Genomic DNA, 23,362 nt, shown 5'->3' with positions numbered 1-23,362 from the left:
AGAGCAGTTGACTTTTAATCAATTGGTCGATGGTTCAAATCCATCATAACCCACCATTCTATGAGTAGTTTTAATCGGCGGATTTACGTAAGTTTATTCAAAATGAATAAGCGCATGAGCGGGTCATTAGCTCAGTTGGTAGAGCAGTTGACTTTTAATCAATTGGTCGATGGTTCAAATCCATCATGACCCACCATTCTTTATTCTTATGAATAATGTTTGGCATCAATCGACGGATATACGTAAGCTTCATTCATAATTGAATAAGCGCATAGATTGGGTTATTAGCTCAGTTGGTAGAGCAGTTGACTTTTAATCAATTGGTCGATGGTTCAAATCCATCATAACCCACCATTCTATGAAATTTTTAATCGGCGGATTTACACAGCTTTTTACAAAGCAGATTTATATTAGAGCGGGTCATTAGCTCAGTTGGTAGAGCAGTTGACTTTTAATCAATTGGTCGATGGTTCAAATCCATCATGACCCACCACTCTCTAATACTTTCCTTTATATTCTTTTTTAAATTCCCATTCTATTTTTTATAAACAGCTTAACTAGTTTGCTGTTATTTATGTTTATATTCTCGTATAATTCGCCCTAATTAATGCACTGTAGATAAGTGGTCGAGAACATGAGTCTAGCTCAAACTATTATGCCTGAAGGTTATATTTTCCCCCCTAAGCCAGCACCGTTAACAAATGACGAGCAAGGCGAATATAAAGCGCGTATAAAACAATTACTAAAAGATAAAAATGCAGTACTTGTTGCACATTATTATACCGATCCTGAAATTCAAGCACTTGCAGAAGAAACCGGCGGCTGCGTTGCCGATTCGCTAGAAATGGCACGTTTTGGTGCACGTCACGATGCAGATATGATCATCGTCGCGGGCGTGAAATTTATGGGCGAAACAGCCAAAATTTTAACGCCAAATAAAACGGTTGTAATGCCAACGCTTGAAGCGACGTGTTCGCTAGATATTGGTTGCCCGATAGACGAGTTCTCAGCGTTTTGTGATGAGCACCCTGACCGTAAAGTGGTTGTGTATGCAAACACCTCTACGGCTGTTAAAGCACGTGCAGATTGGATTGTAACCTCATCATGTGCACTTGAAATAGTAGAGCACCTTGATGAGCAAGGCGAAAAAATCATTTGGGGCCCAGATAAGCACCTTGGTAGTTATATTCAAAAAAATACCGGTGCTGATATGCTTATGTGGAATGGTGCATGTATCGTACATGACGAATTTAAAACTAAAGCCTTAAAAGATATGAAGGCGCTACACCCAGATGCAGGCGTATTAGTTCATCCTGAGTCACCAGCAGAAATTGTTGCACTTGCCGATTCGGTTGGATCTACGAGCCAATTAATTAAAGCTGCGCAAACAATGGACAATAAAAAGTTTATTGTAGCAACCGATCGCGGCATCTTTTATAAAATGCAGCAACTATGTCCAGATAAAGAGTTTTTTGCGGCTCCAACGGCAGGTGAGGGCGCTTCATGTAAAAGTTGCGCACATTGCCCTTGGATGGCAATGAATGGCTTAAAAGCGATTGAGGAAGCCCTCATAAGCCCTAAAGGTAAAGAAATATTCGTTGATATGGATTTACGCGAAGGCGCACTTAAGTCGCTTAATCGCATGCTTGAATTTACTGCGAGCATGGCTAAGTAATTTTAAAAGTATAAATTAAAACGGTTAGGTCTTAGATTTAGCCGTTTTTTGTGCCTATAGATAAGCTATTGCTTGATAAGTAAGCATTTAAAGGCTCATATTTAAAAATGCCTTGCACCTTAAGGGTCTATTTCATACTATAGCGCGCTGTTGCATTACACAATTGCAGCACTGTGGAGGGATGGCTGAGTGGCTGAAGGCGCACGCCTGGAAAGTGTGTTTAGGTTTATCCCTAACGAGGGTTCGAATCCCTCTCCCTCCACCATTATTCTTAGAACCCAGTTACTAATATCGAAAGGTATTAGTAACTGGGTTTTTTAATGCCTCCGTAATGACTAACTATTAACTAAATAGAGTGTTGATAACATGCCTACAAGTTCATGTTTTTCAATTGGCTTTGAAACGTAACCATCAAATAACTGCCTGTATATTTCTTTTTGCTCTGTAAAAACATTAGCGGTTAATGCGATAACAATTTGTTCGCTATTAAGCGCCTTAATTTTTTTACATGCCTGAAGACCATCCATTTTAGGCATTTGAATGTCCATAAAAATAATGTCTGGCTTGTGTGACTCGTATAATGAGATTGCTTCTAAACCATTGTTAGCAATAATAATGGTGGCTTTTGTAGGCTCAAGCATCGCAGATGCAACAAGCTGATTTATTTTATTATCTTCAGCTAATAAAATAGTTTTTCCAGATAGGTCAGGAAGCTCAACATTTTTTGTTATTAATGTGCTTTCATCAATCTGTGCTTGTTTTAATGGTAAGTACACATAAAACTGACTACCTGAATCTAATTGGCTGGTTACTTTAATTTCGCCATTCATTAAACCTATTAATGATTTAGTAATAGGTAAGCCAAGACCTGTACCGCCATATTCACGCGTAGTTGATTGCTCTGCTTGTTCAAAGCGCTCAAACAATCGCTCTATAGCCTGCTCAGAAATTCCAATTCCGGTGTCTGATATACAACAACATATTTTGTTTTCGTCGGTTAGCCTAAACGTTACTGTAACGCCACCTTGCGACGTAAACTTAATCGCATTAGATATTAGGTTTAAAAATATCTGTCTTAGTCTAACCGGGTCGCCCACCCAGTACTTATGCTCAATATTAATTATAAATTTAAGGTATATATTATTATCACTGGCTTGCAGGCCAAGATCAGAGTCTAAGTGGTGAATAAGTTCAAAAAGGTCGAATGATTTATATTCTAATGAAAGCTTCCCAGCTTCAATTTTAGAAAAGTCGAGGATATCATTAATAATAGTGGTGAGTGAGCGGGTCGAATAAAGTGATTTTTTTAAATACTCTTTTGATTTTTCATTCAATGGCTGCTCTTGCAGTAACTGTAATGTACCTAGTATGCCGTTCATAGGTGTGCGTATTTCGTGACTCATATTTGCTAAAAATTCAGATTTAGCTTGTGATGCCTGTTCAGCTAATTCTTTAGCATGTCCGAGAGCTTGTTCGTGATTAATTTGTTCGGTCAAATCGTATGCTACACCCAAATAGCCAACAATTTCATTTTCGTTATTTAATAAAGAGGTGACACTTATATTAACTTGTATGTGCTCGCCTGTAGAAGAAATGTATGTCCACTGATTGATATCAGGCTCTGTAGCCGTTGCTTTTAAGATAAACACTTCAAAACCAGGGAAAACAGGTTCATTTAACTCTGCACTAAGCTGTTTGGCTTTTTTTATAATTTCTTCTTTTAAATGAAAAATACCCGGGTTTTCAATTCCAATAACGTCTTGCGCTTTATAGCCTAATAACTTTTCAGAGGCGGGATTAAACAAAGTAATTAAGCCATTTATGTCGGTCGCAATAATAGAGTAACTGGCACTGTTTAAAATACTTTGTTGAAGCATACTTATATCGGCAATTTCTTTAGTACGTAATTTTACTTCTTTTTCTAATTTTAAATTTGTTTGCTGCAGCATATGCTTATTTTGTTTAGCTTTGATAATTCTTCGCTGTGTTCTTTGTGCTCTACGGTAAAAAAACAGCTGAATTATTAAAGTTATAAACATACAAATAAGGGTATAAAAAACACCATTGACAATAGCTTGATATTTACTCGGTAAGTGTAGTGATTCAATAAATGTGTCTGAAGCACTAAGTGTGATTTCCCATGTTCTTCCCATCACTTTAATTACTTTATTTAACTGATAATCAGCCGAGTTGCTTTTAATGCCGTAGCTAAAAAAGTCAGTTTTAACGTTGTTACCTATGTCGCTAATGACTAGCTTATTTTCATCAGCTTGGGAAAGAGAGTCTAAAATATTGTCTATTAATAAAGGGGAGTAAGTCCATCCAATTAATTGCTCTAAACGCTGGATTTTATCAGTTGGAATAATAATATTTTTATAAACTGGTAGTAAAATTAAAAAGCCTTGTTGCGATTTGTTATCCGCTTGGATTAACGTAATAGGCGCCGATAATTGAACTTGGTTATTAATTGCAGAATTTAATGCTGCTTTTTTACGTGTACTTTCCGATGCAATATCGAGTCCTAGAGCCCGTGAATTACTTTGCTCAGGAAATATATACTGAATAATAAAGTGCTCATCACTTTCGTTAGCTAGTTTATTTAGTTTGAATATTTGGTTAGGTCGATCGGATTTTGCAGTTTTTAAGAATTGAGCTAAGTTTTCGGCATTCACTTTTCTTATAAAACCAATACCATTTGCTCCAGGGAATTCTTGGGCGTAGTTGCGACTGTTAGAGTAATTAGAAATTGTTTGGTAGCTTAAATTATTAACGCCAATGCCGTGTATAAATCCTTTTAAACCGTATAGCCCATATTTATATAAGGCGAATCTGCTAGTAACGCCTGTTGAGAGTGAAGAAAGGCGGTTGTTGAGGGCTTCATTTATTTTGTTATTAACAGCATCTTGATGTGCAGCGTGGGCAAAGTAAGTTAATACAATACCACTGATGAAAAAAATAGCATGAGTAAGCACCGAGATTAATAACCTTTTACTAACCGGTCGTCCTGAAAACATTAACCCATCCTTTATTATTAATATACTGACAGTATATCTGTTTTATCATCGAAATAAATATAGCACTTATTATTCAGGATACAACTTTGTTATTAATTAGAATATATATATTTTATAAAGGTTTAGAGTGGATGTAATATAAAAAGTTGATTTTACTCACCAAGATAAGACGAACATGTATATAAATATAATAATTTTTATGTTTTTTGCTACTTTATAGCGAACAACAAAAGTATTAGCTAAAGGTGCTGATTTTTATATTTATCGATTTTTTAGTGAATATTAGGTGCTCAAAAAACAACGGATAGCTTTTAGTTTTTGCTTATAACTTTACTTTGTTAAGTTTAAATAAAGTAAAATTTAACCAATATTATGACGCTTTTAAAGGGAACTATCGGTATAGGTTCGAGCGAGCAAGAGACGATGCTCACCTTACTTTTATAATTCATCCGAAACAAAACAAACACTTAATATTTTATAATATGAAAATTAAAACATTAAAAACTTATATTGTTCTATATTTTAGTAGCGTGAAAGAAAACGTGATTACTTAAAATGTAATTATGACATGTTTACCGTGTAGGTCGAAAAAATACACGCTGCTATGCACTGCACAGTTAAAACTTAAACAAAACAAGGTAACGGAGATAACTATGGCTCACCGAGTATCTAAATTACTTGCGGCAACAGGCGCAGTATTAACATGTATTTCTATTCCTTCGTATGCCGCTGTTAATGGGCTGACAGAACAAGATGAATTTAATATAAAACTTAGATCAATTTATTTTGACCGTGACTACGATAACGACGCAAGTGACGATTCAACTTTTGCTCAAGGTATAGAGCTCAATTACACATCGGGTTATATAAACGATTTAGTGAGTGTGGGTGTATCGACGTACACCGTGATGGATATTAATTCTACGGGTTCAGCCGCAGGTAATATTTTGCCAGCAGGTAATGAGAGCGGTGGAGTTGACGATAGCTTTTCTAAATTTGGACAATATTTTTTAGATTTTAAATTGGGCAACAACGGTCACGTTAAAGTGGGCGGGCAAAAAACCAAAAGTATGTTGCTTAAAAGCTCTGGGAGTCGGGCTATTCCTAATACTTTTAGAGGCGTTTTTGGCGATTACAAAATTGGTAACACTAAATTATACGGTTACGTTTACGATAAATGGAGCCGTCGACACGATGATAGATGGGAAGACTTTTCTACCGATCAATCGGCAACTGGTGCTATTAGCGTAATTTGGGGCGTAGGTGCTACGCATAAAAAAGACAATCTAATATTAGAAGCTGAATATTTAAATTCGCACAATTATTTAAGTAAAATCGGGTTAAAAATCAGTTACGACATTAAGCTTGAGCAAAGTAAGTTAACCCTTTCAACTGGCATATTTACCTCACAAGATGATGGTGATTTATTTGTAACAGGCGCAGAGGGTGGTGATTTAGATGATGAAGATGCACCTGGTGCATTAACAGGTTTAACCAAAAGTGAAAACGATGGATTTGCCTATTACCTAGATGCTGATTGGAAAAAAGATATTTGGAGTGTAGGTGCGGCATTTACTAAAGTAAGTGATGCTTGGATTGAAGATAATTTCAGTGGCGACCATGGTACAAACCCATTTCCAACTCGCTCATTAATTGGTGCCGATTTAACAAACCAAAATGAAACATCATGGCAAGCTCGTTTAGGAATTGATTTGAAAGCAGTATCGCCTGGCTTAACAACTAAATTTTACTACACAGACGGCAGCGATGCTGAAAACTCTGCATTGGGTAAGTTAGGTGGTACAGCCGACGAAAAATATTGGGCTGTAGATACTCGCTATAAAGTTGAGAAAATAAAAGGCTTAAGCTTACGTTGGTTATTTGTAGATTATACAACCGAAAAATCAGGCAGTGTTGATGGTGTTAAAGGCGATAGAGCTGACCATCGAGTTTATGTAGATTACACTATTAAATTTTAACATGACTTTTAATAAGCCAATGCAAATTTTATGCATTGGTTTTGTTTCCTTTTTTCATTATCTTTATGATAAAACTAACAAATCAATAATAAAAATTAAGCTAATATATGTTTTCTCTTCAACAGTGGCAATCACAGGGTCAATTTACTCAAATTAGTGGCCATCAAATTTTTACTAAAACAGCTGGTGATATAACTAAGCCTGCGCTGCTTTTAATACATGGCTTTCCAAGTGCTAGTTGGGACTGGGAAGGTATGTGGCAAACCCTTAGTGAACATTATTTTGTAATTACACTCGATATGCTAGGTTTTGGTTTGTCAGATAAACCTAAAAATGCAGGCTATAAAATTACTGAACAAGCCGACTTATATACTCAATTTTTAAAAACGTTAAATATTAATGATATACATATTTTAGCTCATGACTATGGCGATACTGTGGCTCAAGAGCTATTAGCAAGACAAGTCGTTAGCCAAAGTGACTTTAAAATAAACAGTGTGTGCTTTTTAAATGGTGGGTTATTTCCTGAGGTGCATAAACCCTTATTTATACAAAAGCTTTTACTTTCAAAGCTAGGTTGGATAGTGCCAAAATTAATGAATAAACAAAAATTTGCCAATAATCTAGTTACTATTTTTGGTAAAAGTACACCGCCTTCAAAACAAGTGGTAGACACCCTTTGGGAGTTGCTAATTTATAAAGATGGTTTAGCCGTTATGCCTAAACTCATTAGTTATATAAAGCAGAGGCAGCAAAACAGAGAACGCTGGGTTGGTGCCATCATAAATAACAATATACCACTTACGTTTATAGCAGGCGCAGAAGACCCCATCTCTGGTAAGCATATGATTGAGCATTATAAAAAGCTGATCCCCAATGCGCGCGTACAAGAGTTTGTAGGGCTTGGGCATTATCCGCAAGTAGAAAATCCAGATGCAATTACGCAGGCTTATTTGAATTTTAGATATTGCCAATAAAAACGCGGCTACTAAATTAAGTGCCGCGTTTATAAATTTTAGAACTCTGAGTATTTAGGCTTTGAACCTTAATATTTTTGCTTTGGTGCTTTTAATTGTTTTTCAAACTCATCTGAAAACAATATCGTGCCATCATCTTCCTCTGTAGGGAAGGCAGCAATAAGTAAGTCATCTTCCTCAAGGCCTGGTGTCCAGCGACTAAACCAATCTGCAAGTGGAATTGCTTTAGCTGTGCAACCAACCCATTCGCCAGTAGCCCATGCTTCTGCAAATTCGCGAGTTGGCCAAACTGGCACACAGTCGTCATCTTCGTTGGCAAGCATAACGCAGCCATCATCATCGTTTAAAATCCATACTTGCTTGAACTGTTGTACGGTTTCGAACATATAGGCTAGGCGTTTTTTTGCTCCAAGTCCTAAAATTACTGCGTGTTCTTCGCTTAAATTTGGCGTTGTCATAATTAGCTCACTTTTAATTACTATCGATATTAATATATCTAAATTATATGCACACAAGTATATCGAGTTATATGACAGAGTGTTGAAAAGTTGCTATTTAATTTCAGCAATGCAGATCTAATTTGTAGATTGATCAGTATAATTTCTCACTAATTTGAGCGATCATTCAAAATAAGCTTGAATGTTTGTAAAAAGGCCACATTGTAGTAAGCATATACTTAATGAAGGATTGAAAAATGACAACTGATCTACTTGCTCCGTTTAAATTAAATAACACGATTGAGCTTAAAAACCGCGTACTTATGGCGCCATTAACGCGTTGTATGGCTGACGATAACTTAGTGCCAACACAAGATATGGTTGAATATTATGCTCGCCGTGCCGAAACCGGTTTAATTATTAGTGAAGCAACTATTATTCGTCCAGATGGACAAGGTTACCCAAATACTCCGGGTTTATTTACCAGCGAGCAAATTCAAGGTTGGAAAAAAGTAACTGACGCTGTGCACGCTAATGGCGGCAAAATGTTTGCACAGCTATGGCATGTTGGCCGTGTTGCACACCCTCACTTTTTTGATGGCGATGTACTTGCTCCATCAGCAATTGGCGTTGAAGGCTCTGTCCCTCGTATGCGTGAGCTTACATACATCACACCAAAAGCAGCCACTACTGATGATATTAAAAGTCTAGTTGCTGATTTCGCAAAAGCTGCTGAAAACGCAATTGAAGCAGGCTTTGATGGGGTAGAGATTCACGGTGCTAACGGTTATTTAGTTGACCAATTTTTACATTACGCTGCAAATACACGCAGCGACGAATATGGTCAAACGCCTGAAAACATGTCGCGTTTTGCACTAGAAGTAACCGATGCGGTTATTGCTGCTGTAGGCAGTGATCGTACTGCACTTAGATTAACACCGGGTGCTTACTTTAATATGAGCGAAGATAGCCGCGATAAAGCGGTATTTGATTACTTATTGACAGAACTTGAAAGCAGAGAATTAGCGTACTTACACGGCGGTATTTTTGACGACAGCATGCGCTTTGACTCGCTTGAAGGCAAAAGCATCTCTGAATTTTTACGAGCAGGCTACAAAGGTACATTAGTAGGCGTAGGTAGTTATAGTTTTGAGTCAGCAAAAGAAGCTATTAACGATGCTAAGTTTGACTTAATCGCTATTGGTCGCCCACTTATTGCAAACCCAGATTATATTAGCAAAATTGCAAACGGTGAAGAGTTAGTACCATACAGCGATGAAATGCTTGCACAATTGAAATAAATTACTATTTGTAATAAGTTCTAGAAAATAATTAAGACACCCAAAGTTAAACCTTTGTGTGTCTTTTTTTGTACATATTCCCGCCATAAATCTTCCATATTTGTTTAATTTTTATGTAAATAAAGTTCATCCTCGTTGTCATATTTAAAATTCATACTGTCCGCGTTTTCATATTTCATAATTAAAATCAAACGGGACAACAATGTACGCTTTAAAAAACAAATCGCTTTTGAGCATGGCAATTGCCATGGCTGTATCAACATCTAGTTATGCTAACGACAACACCATAGAAGAAGTAACCGTGGTTGCTAAACCAACGAGCTACGCTAACAATGTTATTGAGCCTGCAATGCTTGAGCAACAAAGTTCGGTATCGAGCATATTATCGGTTATTGATAATTTACCGGGTATTAGCATAAATGAAGGTGATGCATTTGGTGGCGACGATTGGTCTACTACAATCACCATGCGTGGTTTTAGTATTGATGGAAACCAACAACAATTAGGTATGACCGTTGATGGCATTCCCAATGGTGGCTCTAATTATGGAGGTGGTGCTAAAGCTAACCGTTACTTGGAGAGTGAAAATTTAGCAACGGTAGAAGTAGGTCAAGGTACCTCTGATATTAAGTCGGCTTCACTTGAAGCACTAGGCGGGACATTTAACTTTGTAAGTAAAGACCCAAGCCTTGAAAAAGGCACTACCTTTGCTTATACATCAGGCAGCCACGATGCCACGCGTTATTACTTTAAACACGAAACAGGCACTGTTTTTAATAACACACAAGCGTATGTAAGTTACTCGCAAACAGATACAAGCCGCTGGATTGGTTCTGGCAGTAATGGCGGTAAAGACAACCAACACGCAGAGCTTAAGTTTGTATCTAATTTTGACGATTTAACACTTACTGGTCGTTTATCTTACGATGATGTAAGCGAGACAAACTATAACAGCGTAAGCCTTGAGCAGTTTGAACAAACACCCGATTGGGATCAGCTAACATGGAATTGGACGGGAGTTCCGCACTTTGACCAAATGTTTGCAGAAGGTTGGGGAACGCTTCGTGAAAATACCTTAGGCTATTTAAAATTTGAATACGCGATTTCGCCAACTTCATTATTAACCGTTAGTCCTTATTATCATAAAAATTCAGGTCGCGGCGATTGGATCCCACCTTATTTAACAACGCCGGTTGATGAAAATGGCAACCCAACAACCGAGGGTGGCACTAATGCAGGCTCTTATGGTTTTGCTGATAGTGAAGGCAACCCGCTTGCACCAAATGCCGATTGTACGCAAAGTTTGAGCTGGCCATGGGAGTCGGGTCCTGGTTTAAATCCTGCGTGTTACGATGCAACAGCAACGCCGGTTATGTCTTACCGCCATACGCATTACAACAAAGATCGTTTAGGTGTAACGGCAAATTACCAAGCTACATTTGGTGATCACGATATCGAAGCGGGCTTTTGGTATGAGCAAAGCGAACGTGATGAATCGCGTGATTGGCACAAAGTAATTGACGCGCGTATTTATCATCACTTTGATAGCACGCCTTACTGGACACAATACAAAAACACTTTTGATACCGATACATTCAAATGGTACCTACAAGACTCGATTAATTTTGGTGACTTAACATTAAATATTGGTGCAAAACAGTATTTAGTTGAATTACAAAAGTACGACCACTTTGCTAACGAAAGATCAGATAAAGTAGATAGCGACTCAGACGTGTTATTTAGCGGGGGTGTATTGTATCAGCTAAATAACAGCACAGAATTATTTGCCAGTTACAGCGAGAATTTTTCAGCAATAAAAGACGGTGTACTTGAGCGAGATAGCTCAACACTTACAAACATAGAGCCAGAAACTGCCGACAATATAGACTTTGGTGTACGTTATCAAGCCGACAGACTAACGCTTACAGCAACGGCTTACAGTGTTAAGTTTGATAACCGCATTACCTTTATTGCCCCTGGTAGTGGTACAGACGGCATTGATTACACAATTGGTACAAATGGCTCGTACGTAAATGTAGGAGGTATTGACTCAAATGGGCTCGAGCTTGCAGCAAGCTATATGTTAACACCAAGCTGGAGCGTCTACTCGTCGTATACGAATAGCAGTTCTGAGTATTCATCCGATGATCCAAATGCATACGATTCACAAGGCGTAATATTAAGAGATGAAAGTGGTAATGAGGTAGCACCAAGCTTTAGAAAAGGCGACAGCATAATAGATTCATCAGAGGATTTATTTGTGGTATCTACCGATTACTTTAGCGATGGCTTTCGTGTTGGTTTATCGGCTAAATACACCGGTGAGCGCTTAGGCGCATGGCAAGACGAAGACACTCGCACGCGCAATAAAGTAGACGGCTACACCGTACTTGATTTCAATGCAGGTTATTCAACTGACGTAGATGCAGGCCCGTTTAAAGCCATTGACGTATCGTTTGTTGTTTATAACGTTACCGACAAAAGCTACTTAGCAGGTGGTACAGGTAACGGCTCTACTTATTACATTGGTGCGCCTCGCACCGCAGCAGTTACATTTACCGCTGACTTTTAATTAGGTTTTAGTAATTGAATTTAAATAAAGCCCGTCATTGATGGGCTTTATTATATGAAAGGGCGCAAAACGCGATGAAAACGATTTTAAAAGTAACACTATTTAGCTTAAGTGTATTAGCGAGTAATTTTGCAACAGCAGCGCAAAATGTAGTGCTGGTAACGCTTGATGGAGTACGCTGGCAAGAAGTATTTAATGGGGCTGATAATAGCTTAATTAATAATACTGATTTTGTTAAAAAGCCAGAGCAATTAAAGACCCAGTTTTGGGTAAAAACAGCAAATGAGCGCCAGCAATTACTAATGCCTTTTTTAACGCAAGTAGTGGCTAAAAAAGGGATTATAATTGGCGATAGAGCTAACGGCTCTACTATGTCGGTAAGTAACCCGTGGTATTTTTCATACCCTGGTTATAACGAAATACTCACCGGTGAAGTTGACGAAAATATAAATAGTAACAACAAAGTGCTCAACCCAAATAAAACTATTTTAGAGCGTTTAGATAAGTTACCTGAGTTTAAAGATAGCACTGCCTTATTTGGCAGTTGGGATGTATTCCCATACATTGTAAATACTAAGCGCAGTAACGTGTATGTAAATGCAGGTTTTATGTCAATTGAAGAGAATTTATTCACCGATGCGCCACTCTTAAATGCGCTACAAAATGAAATTCCCAGTCCTTGGTATAACGTACGACTAGATAGTTTTACATATCGCTTTGCTAAAGCGTATATGTTGGCTAAAAAGCCTAAGTTGTTAGTGATAAGTTTAGGCGAAACCGATGACTTTGCGCATGATGGACATTACGATCAATACCTTAAATCGGCAAGGCAAAGTGACGCTTTTATAAAAGACTTATGGGCAACTATTCAAACTACAGCGGGTTATAAAAATAACACCACACTAATTATTACTACTGATCACGGCCGTGGCAATAATGCCAATGATTGGCAACATCACAGCTCTAAACGTGCACTTGCTGAGCTAGAGCTAGGTGAAAATACCTACCCAGAAGGAATTGTCGGCTCTGAACATATTTGGCTTGCAGCCATCGGCCCCGCAATAAAAGGACGTGGCTTAATTAAAACTGAAAATGAGCTTAAACAAGTACAAATAGCAGCGACCGTTTTAAAGGCTCTTGGGCAGAATCCAAATGAAATAAATTCAAATATGGCGCCAGCTATTAGCGAGATTTTAAAATGAAGAACCTATTAAAACCATTAACCCTATCTGCCTTGGCGCTGAGTTTGGTTATTAGCGCGAGTGTTACTGCCGCGCCATCTAAAATTCTATTTGGTTCGTGTGGTCATCAAGATAAAAACATACCCATATTTAATACAATTAACAAAGAGCAGGGGGATTTGTTTATATTTTTGGGTGACAATATTTACGGCGATACCAACGATATGGATGTACTTGCCGAAAAATACCAACGTTTAGGGGCAAAGGCGGGTTTTAAAATCTTGAAAGAGCAAACGCCTATTATTGCTATGTGGGATGACCACGATTATGGCCAAAACGATGCAGGTAAAGAGTATCCGCATAAAGAGCAATCACGCCAAATTATGCTTAATTTTTGGGATGAACCTGTAAACTCAGCGCGTCGCACTCGTCCTGATGGAATTTATACCTCGTACATGTATGGTGAAAATGAGCAAACCATACAAGTAATAATGCCTGATTTACGTTGGAACCGTGATGCGCTAAACCATGTAGGTGAGCTTGAATACTACACTAAGCGCAAACTTAATAACCAAGGCCCGTATAGTCCTAGTGAAGTGAATGGCGCATCAATGCTAGGTGAAGCCCAGTGGCAATGGCTTGAACAAGAGCTTAAAAAGCCTGCTGCAATAAAATTGATTGCCTCAAGCTTACAGCTTTTACCCGATTTTACAGGTTGGGAGTCATGGGCAAACTTTCCTGAAGATAGAAACCGTTTATTTGCATTGATTAAAAAGCATAAGGTAAATGGGGTAGTGATCATCAGCGGCGATACGCACTGGGGTGAAATATCAAAGTATCAGCAAAACCTTGATTACCCATTAATTGAGATGACCAGCTCTGGCTTAACTGAAAAGTGGAAAGATGTAAGCCCTAACAAACACCGAGTAGGGAATTTTACTCATAACGTAAATTATGGTGATTTAAGCATAGACTGGCAGCAAATTGACCCCACTATTTCACTTAAATTAAAAGGCATTGATGGCGAAGTAATAATGCAAAGTGACTTTAGTTTATCAAGTATTAGCCCTTATAAATAAACTCACTACTACGCACAGTATATAAAATAGATGCTGTGCGTATAAAATCTGTAAGTTAGTTCTTAACTCTCTGATTTATTAAAGCCAATTACCCGTTTGCGCTACCCCTAATATTGAAAATATCTTACACTGGTTTTATCTCAAGCAAGGTCAGTGTTATATGCTAAATATTATTCAATCAAACCGGATGGAAGCCCTGCAAGCGCAGTTCCACCAGCTGTTAAAAGTAAACCCATTGCAAAGCCCGTTCGACAAAGAAGTAGTGCTAGTGCAATCGCCGGGTATGTCGCAGTGGTTAAAAATAGGTTTGAGCGAAAACTTAGGGGTTGCGGCGCAGGTAGATTTTCCGCTGCCGTCGAGCTTTATTTGGCAGTTGTATCAGCAATTGCTGCCAAATGTCCCTAAAGAGTCGGCATTTAATAAGCCCAACCTTGCTTGGAAGCTGTTTGCCATTTTACCCATCTGTATTGATGAGCCGCTATATTTACCGCTAAAAACCTATTTAGAGGGCGATATTGATGGGCAAAAAACCTTTGCGCTGTGCGAAAAAATAGCCGATGTGTACGACCAATATTTAATGTACCGACCGCACTGGATAGCCACATGGGATAGCGGCAAAGATGACCTTGATGACGTAGATGTAGCCATTGCCCCATGGCAACCTGATTTATGGCGACGCATTGTAAAACTAAGCCAAGAACTTGGGCAAAGCCAATTTCATCGCGCTAATATGCAAGGGCAGTTACTTGCAGCACTTGAGACTATGGACAATAGCATACTGCCACAACGCATTAGCTTATTTGGTATATCGGCGATTGCCAGCTCCCAGCTAGACGTATTTGAAGCGCTGAGTAAAAAAACAGAGGTTATATTATTCTTTTTTAACCCGAGTGAGCATTACTGGGGCGATATTATAGATGAAAAAACAGCAGCTAAAATAAGCGCTAAATACGCTAAAATGCCGCTGGTGGAAGCGCAACAAAAAAAACACACCAACCCAGATGAAGAATACTACTTTATTGGTAATCCGTTGTTATCGTCGTGGGGTAAATTAGGTCGCGACTATTTTGAGCAACTCGTACAGTTAGATGCCCGTTGGATTGACGGTTTTATTGATGTGTTTGACGACACCTTACTAGGGCAAGTACAAAGCGAGATTTATCAGCTTGCGTTTAAAGGCGAATCGCTGACCGATAACAAAGAGTGGTTTATAAACGACGAAGGTAAGTTACCAATAAGTGCAACCGACACCAGTATTACGCTAAGCGATTGCCATACACCGCTCAGAGAAGTTGAGCGCTTGCACGACTACTTACTTAACTTATTTAATCAAAACCCAACGCTTACCCCCAAAGATATAATTGTCATGATGCCCGATGTAGGCACTTACAGCCCTTACATTGAAGCCGTATTTGGCGGGGCACAAGGCAGCCGCTTTATTCCTTACGCATTGGCCGATTTAGCCATAGAGCAAGAAAAGCCTGTCCTTAGTTCATTTGCGAGTTTAGCTAACTTACCGTTTTCGCGCTTTGGTGTGTCGGATATTCTCGATTTATTACAAGTGACGCAAATAGCCGAAAAATTTGGGCTTGAAGCACACGAATACGAGCAAATTCAATACTGGCTTGAACGTGTAGGCGTTAAATGGGGTATAAACGCAGCGCATAAAAGCAGTTTTGATTTACCTGCTATCGATTTAAATACCTGGCAACACGGGCTCAACCGTTTACTGCTTGGCATTGCCATGCGCGACGAACAATGCCCGTTTAACGGTATTTACAGCGCTGATGAAGTAGAAGGCATGGCGCTTGATACACTCAATAAGCTCGTACACTTTATTGATGTACTGCAAAGCTTTAAAGAGCAGCTAACGCCGGATGACACGCTCACTAATAAAGCGCATATTTTAAGCGAGCTATTAAACGCCATATACGAAAGTGAAAGCGATGACAGTTGGGATTTATTAGTACTTCAAAACGTGCTCGAAGAGTTACAAAAGCACCACGACAACGGCGATTACAGCAAAGCGGTTTCGCAGCGTATTGTTAGTTACTTAGTTAAACAAGGCATTCAAGAAAAAGGCGTAGGGCAGCGATTTTTGGTTGGGCAAGTAAACTTTTGTACGCTTATGCCCATGCGCGCCGTACCATTCAAAGTGGTATGCATGCTGGGCTTAAACGATGCCGACTACCCGCGTAACGTACAGCCTATTGGTTTTGACTTAGTGCCTTATTCTAAAAAGCAAAAAGGTGACCGATCACGTAAATTAGATGACCGTTACTTATTTTTAGAAGCGCTATTAAGTGCTCGCGACAACTTATACATGAGTTACATTGGTCGCTCGTGTTTTGATAACCAACCGCGCATGCCATCAACGCTTGTAAGTGAGCTGTTAGAATATATTGGGCGTAGTTTTGTATTAAGCGATAAAAGTGAAAAAACGCTGCCCGCATGTCTAATTAATCAGCAGCATTTACAGCCCTTTAATAGCCATTACTATTTAGCCGATGAGCAAGCCAATACTGTGCTGAGCAACCACAGCTACAATCCAATTTGGCTGCCAAGTGAGTCAATTAAACCACAACCGGTTATTGCGCTTGATGTGAGTGTACCAGATCAGTTAGATCTTGATGTGTTTATTAGAAGTGTGTGCAGCGCACAAGAGAGCTTTTATCAACAAACATTAGGTTTACGTCTGCCACAATTTAACGAAGTAGCAAAAGACGAAGAGCCATTTAGTTTAGATGCGCTGCGCCGTTATTTTTACCTTGATGAAATACTTAAAGCCAATATAAACGAGCAACCACTGAGTACCGAGCAAATACTGCAGCGGGGTGAGTTACCTCAAGCTAATGTTGGCAGCCTTATATTTGAGAGTATGGAGCACCGAGTTGATGCGCTTGCAGGGCAAGTTAAAGAGCACATTAAAGGCGGGAAAAGTGAGCCAATAGAAGTTTTGCTTACCATTGAAGGCACCAAAATAGAGGGCTGGCTCAATCATGTGTATTTGCAAAAACAAGTGTTTTACCGCAGTGCGAGTATTAAAGCGAAGGATTTAATTAAAGGCTTTATTTATCACCTCGCAGCGCAAAGTATGGATCAACAAGTAGAAACATTGTTACTTGGGCTTGATAAGCAAATTACTTTTGCGCCAATTAATAAAGCTGATGCCGATGCATTGCTACTTGATTGGTTTGAGTTATACAAAGCGCTGCGCGCAGAGCCTGTGCCGTTTTTTCCGGTAAGTGGTTATGAGTACGTTAAAAGCGGCGGCGATATAACAAAAGCAATAAGCAAATTTAGCCCGCAATACATAGGGCGAGGCGAGGGCGAAAACCCGTATATTCGCTTAACGGTGCAATCGCTAAATGACTGCCAAGAAGAATTTATAAAATGGAGTGATAAATTGCTCACGCCTTTATTTGAACACGCAAAGGAGAGTGATCATGCAAGCGCTTAATCCTCTTACTATGCCGCTCATTGGTCAAAGTTTAATAGAAGCCAGTGCGGGTACCGGCAAAACCTATACCATTACGGGGCTGTATTTACGTTACTTACTAGGTATGCAAATAGAAGGTGAGTTAAATACGCCGCTCAGCGTAGAGCAAATCCTGGTAGTAACGTTTACCGACGCCGCCACCCAAGAAATTAAAGACCGCGTGCGCAGCCGAATTATTGCTGCACGCGACGCACTGCTTGGGCAAGACCCAAATGACGAACTCATTGAAGGCGTAATTGCCAAAATTGATGATAAACACCGTGCTTTTAATTTACTCGATGCAGCTGCTAAATCAATGGACGAAGCCGCTATTTTTACCATTCATGGCTTTTGTCAGCGGATGCTAAAACAACATGCGTTTGAGTCGGGAGTGGCGTTTAATCTCGAATTTATTTTAGATGAGCGCGACATATTACTTGAAACCATTAAAGATTTTTGGCGGGCGTTTGTATATCCACTGAATAAAGAACGCACCGATGCTATTTTAGATGTATTTGCCGCACCAGAGGCTTTATTCGCTCAAGTGGCGAGTATTTTAAACAAAGCTAATGCGCACATTACGCCACAAATAAATTTAGATGATGTATGGAAGGCGCGTGACGAGTATATAACCCGTGTACCTGCATTTAAAAAAGCGGTGTTAGAGCAAGAGTTTATAGGTGCTATTAAAGGCTCGGGTTTAAGCGGGTCTAAAACGCCAGCACGAAAAGGCAGCCTTAGTGCGCTTGAGGCATTTTGTTTAGGCGGCGATTTGTTTTTTGAATTTGGCACTAGCAAGTATTCGTTTGAAGTATGGAGTACAGAAAACTTAAGCGATGCAGGCAACTATAAAAAGAATCAGCCATTATTTGTGCATCCATTACTGAGTCAGTTTGACGAGCTTGCCGCCCTTAATAACACCATAAACCAAGGGCTTAAAATAGCAGTTATACAACATGCAGCACGCTGGGTAAAAGCCGCAATAGTTAAGCGCAAGCAAGAGCAAAGCGTGATCACCCCAGATGACTTACTGACCAATTTACACAGTGCGCTTAATAACGAGCAAGGCGACGTACTGGCGCAAAAAATTGCGCAGTTGTTTCCGGTTGCCATGATTGATGAATTCCAAGATACCGATCCGATTCAGTACGGTATTTTTAGTAAAATTTATGGGCAACAAAATACCACGCTTGCCATGATAGGCGACCCTAAACAGGCTATTTATGGCTTTAGGGGCGCGGATATTTTTACGTATATTGGCGCAAAAGAAGCTGTACGGACTGATCAGCAATTTACGCTGGGTACTAACTTTCGCTCAAGCACCGATATAGTAAATAGCGTTAATAGTTTATTTGGCAAACACGTTAACAGCTTTATTTATAACGACGCTATACCCTTTAACGCAGTAGCTGCTAAAGGCAAAAAAGCGGATGACTCTTTTTTAATTGATGGCAAACCCGCTACCGCATTCGAATTTAATGTATTTGTAGATGAAGCCGCCGATGAAAAAAACAAACCAACCAACAAAGGTGTAGGGCAAGCGCATTTAGCCACCCACTTTGCTAATAAAATAGTGACCCTGCTTGAAAAAGCAAAACAAGGGGACGCGTGCATTGGCAGTAACCCTGTAAGCGCTGCCGATATTTGTATATTAGTGCGCGACCGTGTTGAAGCGCAAATAATGAAAAAAGCGCTTAGCGAAGCCAAAATAGCCAGCGTGTATTTATCGCGAGAAAGCGTTTTTAGCCAAGAGCTTAGCCATCACCTACTTAACTTTTTAACAGCGCTGCATGGACAATATGATGAGTCATTGCTGCGCGGTGTTTTAGCTGGTCCACTATTTTGTTTAAGTTATAACGAAATACATGCACTCGCCGATGATGAAAATAAATGGCAAGACTACTTAAACTTTTTTGCACAACTTAGCCACATTTGGAACAAGCAAGGCGCTATGGCAATGCTTGAGCGTTTAATGAGCCACAATCAGCTAAGCGCTAAATGGCAAGGGTTAGGATATAACGTTGAGCGTTGGCTGACAGACTTTAGGCACTTGGGCGAAATACTTCAGCAAAAACAAATAGAGCTTGAAGGTACGCTGCGTTTACTGCGATGGTTTGCACAAAAGGTAAGCCAACAAGACGGTGAAGCAGTACAGGTACGCCTAGAAAGTGACGCCAACCTAGTTAAAATTGTCACTATGCATGCCTCAAAGGGGCTTGAATACCCTTTGGTATTTATGCCGTTTGCCAGTGGCTATCGCGAAACAAAAGAAGCGCTTTATCATAATAATGGCAAGCTAGTTTACGATTTAAGTAAAGACGAAGATGCACTGCAAAAAGCAGAACAAGAACGCCTAGCTGAAGATTTACGCCTGCTTTATGTAGCACTTACTCGCGCCGTACATTTTTGTGCGCTTGGTGTTTATAACATAGGGCAAGGACAAAGTAGCCGCTTGGCTATGCAAAGTAGTGCACTTGGGCATGTTTTATTTGCAGGGCTTGAACTTGCCAGTAGCCAAACATGGCGCACGCATTTAAGTGAGTTTTGCGACGCTAACAGCGCGATGAGCTATCAGCAATTTACCTCACAAACATTATTAGAGCAGGGAACACTTTGTCTTAATAACAGTGAAAGTGCGCAGCAAACGTTAAGTGTTAATAAAGTAACGGCAAATATTGAGCGTAACTGGCGAGCAACTAGCTTTAGTGCATTGAGCTTTAAAAAGCACAGCGACCAATTAGCCCCAGGGCGAAGTGATGAAGATCACGAAAAAGACGAGTTTGCAGTGCAAGAGGACGAACTACCATCACCTTATAGCTTTCCTAAAGGGGCAAAGCCTGGTAGCTGTTTACACGAAATATTTGAACAAATAGATTTTACTAGCCCAATAGTTCACCCAACTAATACTGAGCAAAACTTATCTGAAGTAGTTAAGCGCAGCCTTGAAAAGTACCATATAGGTGAGCAATGGCGAGAAGTGGCTGAAAAATGGGTGCTTGATGTTCTTACGTGCCCCCTAGATAACGGCTCTTTAGAAAACAGCCTTCTTTCATTGGGTGTGCTTACACCCAATGATTGCCTAGTCGAAATGGAATTTAATTTACCACTTGAGAGCTTAAGTGCACCAAAGCTAAACGAAATGCTGGTTAAACATTTTGGCTTTACGCAAAGTAAGCTTGAATTTTCGCACGTAAAGGGCTTGTTAAAAGGCTTTGTCGATTTAATATTTTGCTACCAAGGCAAATATTATATTTTAGATTATAAGTCTAATTATTTAGGCAGTACGCCAGCTGATTACGAAGGCGATATGCTTGAGCAAGCAATGAGCAGTCATCAGTATCATTTACAGTATTTAATTTACACCGTAGCACTGCATCGTTTATTAAAACAACGTATAGCTGATTACTCAATAGAAACCCATTTAGGCGGTGTGTATTATACTTTTTTACGGGGAATGCCAGCAGGGCAAGGCGTGTACTTTAAAAAGCTAACTGAAGAACAAGTGATTATTTTAGATGGCTTATTTAGCCAAGGAGCCATGCTATGAGCGATTTAAATGAGCAACCTGGCTTATTTGACGATATAGACGAGACACTTAATAATGAAGCCGCAGAGCCTCTTACTTCAAAAAATGTAGCACAAGATGCCCCATTAGAGGACATTGTGTTAAACAATGCGATTATCGAAGTCCCGCTACTTGAGTATTTATTAGCGCAAAACCGACTACGTGTAGTTGATGTTAAACTCGCAGAATTACTGTGTGCTAATGACATTGAGCAAACTCACAATGAACTATTTTATATTATTTTATTACTGTGCTTATCGCAGCAAAGCCAGCATAGCTGCCTAACCTTAAATGAAGTTGATTGGAGTAACCCTTTTAACTTGCGCAAAAGCGACTTTAATAAACTCGATGGCAATGTACCCAGTACGCTAAGCCCGTTTAGTGATGACTTTAATGTACACACAGCGCTTAGTTATTTACAAAGCCATGAAAGCGTAGGCGAAAATAAACCACTGCAACTGTTTAACGAGCGACTTTATTTTGCGCGCCTTGCCGGTTATGAGCAAACGCTCGCGGACAGGCTATTAAGTATGAGCGAGCGAAAGCTCAATATTAATAATGAAGTATTGGCTGAACTTTTAAATACCTATTTTCCTGCTGATTCAACAATTGAAACTAATTGGCAAAAAGTGGCGTGTGCGATTGCCGCCACCAAAGGCTTTAGTGTGATCACGGGTGGCCCAGGTACAGGTAAAACTACCACAGTGACTAAGTTGCTGGCTATTTTACAGTCACTTTATAAAACCGCGCCGCTTAGCATTAAGCTGGTGGCACCGACTGGTAAAGCCGCTGCACGTTTAAGTGAGTCTATTTTGGGCGCTAAAAATAAGCTCACAACGATTCCTGATGATATAAAAACGCTGATACCGCAAAGCGCTCAAACGATTCATCGCTTATTGGGCGTAAAACCGTTTACTAATAAATTCAGACATAACAAAAGCAATCCGCTGCATTTAGATGTGCTGATTATTGACGAAGCCAGTATGGTTGATTTATCGCTGATGGCTAAATTAATAGAAGCATTGCCTACGCACGCGAGATTAATACTCCTAGGTGATAAAGATCAGCTTGCCTCGGTAGATACCGGCAGCGTAATGAGCGATTTATGCCAAGGTTTAACACTTGGGCAAACGCCAAGCTACTCGCAAGCACGTTGTGATGAGCTAAATAGCTTATGTTTTAATAATGAGCCTAAGCTCGTAGCGCAAAGCGTGAGTGAATTTAAACTCGCAGATTGCATTGCCTTTTTACAACACAGTTATCGATTTGATGCACAAAGCGGCATTGGTCAACTCGCACTTGCGGTAAACACCAATAACACCGGTATTTTAAATTACGTAGAGCAAGAAAGTAGTGAAGGGCGCTTTAACGATGTAATTTTAGATTACGACTTTGTAGCAAAACCAATTGAAAAGCTCGTTAAAAGTGCAGCAAGTCATTATGCAAAGTACCTTAACTTAATAGCTCAAGGTGCAGATGTTGCACAGGTACATACTGCTTTTGCTAGTTATCAGCTTTTAGCTGCGGTACGAGAGGGCGATTACGGCGTTCATAGCTTAAATCAACGAATAGAGCGCGTGTTGCAACAGCAAGGTTTAATTACCGTAAGTCCTAATACTCACCACTACACGGGTATGCCTATTATGGTGAGCCAAAACGATTATCAACTTAAGTTATTTAACGGTGATATTGGTATTTTAATGCCCGATGAAAGTAATCAACTCAAAGCCATATTTATTGATGAGCAAGGTAACCAACGAGCATTTTCGCCAGCACGACTCCCTGCACACGATAAAGTATACGTAATGACTATTCATAAATCACAAGGTTCTGAGTTTAGTTACACCGCTATGGTACTGCCACCGCTAAAACAAGCGCGCATGGGTATTAACAGGCAATTAGTGTATACGGGAATAACCCGCGCTAAAAATAAGTTTGAGCTGGTGGCTGACAAAAAAGTACTACTACTTGCAATGAATAAAAGTGTATCAAGAGCATCTGGTTTGTATGAAAGGTTACAATTTTAAGCTTAGTTTGTATTTTAGATTAATAATTTAGCTTCAAACTGCTTGTTATTTATCGCGTTATAATAAATGTCTTCTAT

At 39.5% G+C, this 23,362-nt stretch carries 12 protein-coding genes and 4 tRNA genes; 14 read left to right on the top strand and 2 right to left on the bottom strand.

The features are described from left to right. The first annotated feature begins 120 nt into the window (after nucleotides 1-120). The 5 genes from GQR45_RS12900 to GQR45_RS12880 all read left to right on the top strand — a co-directional run bounded on the left by GQR45_RS12900 (nucleotide 121) and on the right by GQR45_RS12880 (nucleotide 1,940). Nucleotides 121-196 (top strand) — tRNA-Lys (locus GQR45_RS12900). An 82-nt stretch (nucleotides 197-278) separates the two neighbouring features. Beyond that, nucleotides 279-354, top strand: a tRNA-Lys gene (locus GQR45_RS12895). A gap of 63 nt (nucleotides 355-417) precedes the next feature. Further along, nucleotides 418-493 (top strand) — tRNA-Lys (locus GQR45_RS12890). Nucleotides 494-634: 141 nt separating this feature from the next. Further along, nucleotides 635-1,675 (top strand): quinolinate synthase NadA, encoded by a 1,041-nt coding sequence (gene nadA / locus GQR45_RS12885; RefSeq protein WP_165726148.1) that lies wholly within the window; start codon nucleotides 635-637, stop codon nucleotides 1,673-1,675. A 175-nt stretch (nucleotides 1,676-1,850) separates the two neighbouring features. After that, nucleotides 1,851-1,940, top strand: a tRNA-Ser gene (locus GQR45_RS12880). Nucleotides 1,941-2,010: 70 nt separating this feature from the next. Here the strand turns inward: GQR45_RS12880 and GQR45_RS12875 are convergent. Beyond that, complete coding sequence (locus GQR45_RS12875; protein ID WP_165726147.1) at nucleotides 2,011-4,689, bottom strand: CHASE domain-containing protein; 2,679 nt, start codon at nucleotides 4,687-4,689, stop codon at nucleotides 2,011-2,013. Nucleotides 4,690-5,342: 653 nt separating this feature from the next. Here GQR45_RS12875 and GQR45_RS12870 point away from each other — a divergent pair. Further along, entirely contained in the window at nucleotides 5,343-6,668 is a 1,326-nt protein-coding gene (locus GQR45_RS12870; protein ID WP_165726146.1) for an OprD family outer membrane porin, read from the top strand. 107 nt (nucleotides 6,669-6,775) lie between these two features. Continuing rightward, a complete protein-coding gene (locus tag GQR45_RS12865) occupies nucleotides 6,776-7,645 on the top strand; it encodes an alpha/beta hydrolase (RefSeq protein ID WP_165726145.1) in 870 nt (289 codons plus the stop codon). Between the two features lie 68 nt (nucleotides 7,646-7,713). On the opposite strand, the gene GQR45_RS12860 is transcribed toward GQR45_RS12865, so the two are convergent. Then, entirely contained in the window at nucleotides 7,714-8,103 is a 390-nt protein-coding gene (locus GQR45_RS12860) for a DUF2750 domain-containing protein (RefSeq protein ID WP_165726144.1), read from the bottom strand. A gap of 236 nt (nucleotides 8,104-8,339) precedes the next feature. Between GQR45_RS12860 and GQR45_RS12855 the strand changes: the two genes are divergently transcribed. The 7 genes from GQR45_RS12855 (at nucleotide 8,340) to recD (ending at nucleotide 23,285) form a co-directional block, all read left to right on the top strand. Next, nucleotides 8,340-9,383, top strand: coding sequence for an alkene reductase (locus tag GQR45_RS12855; RefSeq protein ID WP_007585611.1), 1,044 nt, complete (start codon nucleotides 8,340-8,342; stop codon nucleotides 9,381-9,383). Between the two features lie 202 nt (nucleotides 9,384-9,585). Next, nucleotides 9,586-11,955: a TonB-dependent receptor gene (locus GQR45_RS12850; protein WP_165726143.1), complete on the top strand. Its 2,370-nt coding sequence runs from the start codon at nucleotides 9,586-9,588 to the stop codon at nucleotides 11,953-11,955. A gap of 74 nt (nucleotides 11,956-12,029) precedes the next feature. Beyond that, entirely contained in the window at nucleotides 12,030-13,157 is a 1,128-nt protein-coding gene (locus GQR45_RS12845; RefSeq protein ID WP_165726142.1) for an alkaline phosphatase family protein, read from the top strand. Next, nucleotides 13,154-14,215 (top strand): alkaline phosphatase D family protein, encoded by a 1,062-nt coding sequence (locus GQR45_RS12840; protein WP_165726141.1) that lies wholly within the window; start codon nucleotides 13,154-13,156, stop codon nucleotides 14,213-14,215. The genes GQR45_RS12845 and GQR45_RS12840 overlap by 4 nt, the downstream gene beginning before the upstream one ends. 160 nt (nucleotides 14,216-14,375) lie before the next feature. Beyond that, complete coding sequence (recC, locus tag GQR45_RS12835; protein ID WP_165726140.1) at nucleotides 14,376-17,675, top strand: exodeoxyribonuclease V subunit gamma; 3,300 nt, start codon at nucleotides 14,376-14,378, stop codon at nucleotides 17,673-17,675. Continuing rightward, on the top strand, nucleotides 17,662-21,240 hold the full coding sequence (gene recB, locus GQR45_RS12830; protein WP_165726139.1) for an exodeoxyribonuclease V subunit beta: 3,579 nt from the start codon (nucleotides 17,662-17,664) through the stop codon (nucleotides 21,238-21,240). Before recC ends, recB begins: the two co-directional genes overlap by 14 nt. Beyond that, nucleotides 21,237-23,285: an exodeoxyribonuclease V subunit alpha gene (recD, locus tag GQR45_RS12825; protein WP_165726138.1), complete on the top strand. Its 2,049-nt coding sequence runs from the start codon at nucleotides 21,237-21,239 to the stop codon at nucleotides 23,283-23,285. The genes recB and recD overlap by 4 nt, the downstream gene beginning before the upstream one ends. Nucleotides 23,286-23,362 lie beyond the last annotated feature (77 nt).

The organism is Pseudoalteromonas sp. SA25 (genome assembly GCF_011378705.1).
GTDB classification, from domain to species: Bacteria; Pseudomonadota; Gammaproteobacteria; order Enterobacterales; family Alteromonadaceae; genus Pseudoalteromonas; species Pseudoalteromonas arctica.
The sequence above is the reverse complement of the archived record's forward strand: the minus strand, read 5'-3'. Positions and strand labels throughout refer to the sequence as shown.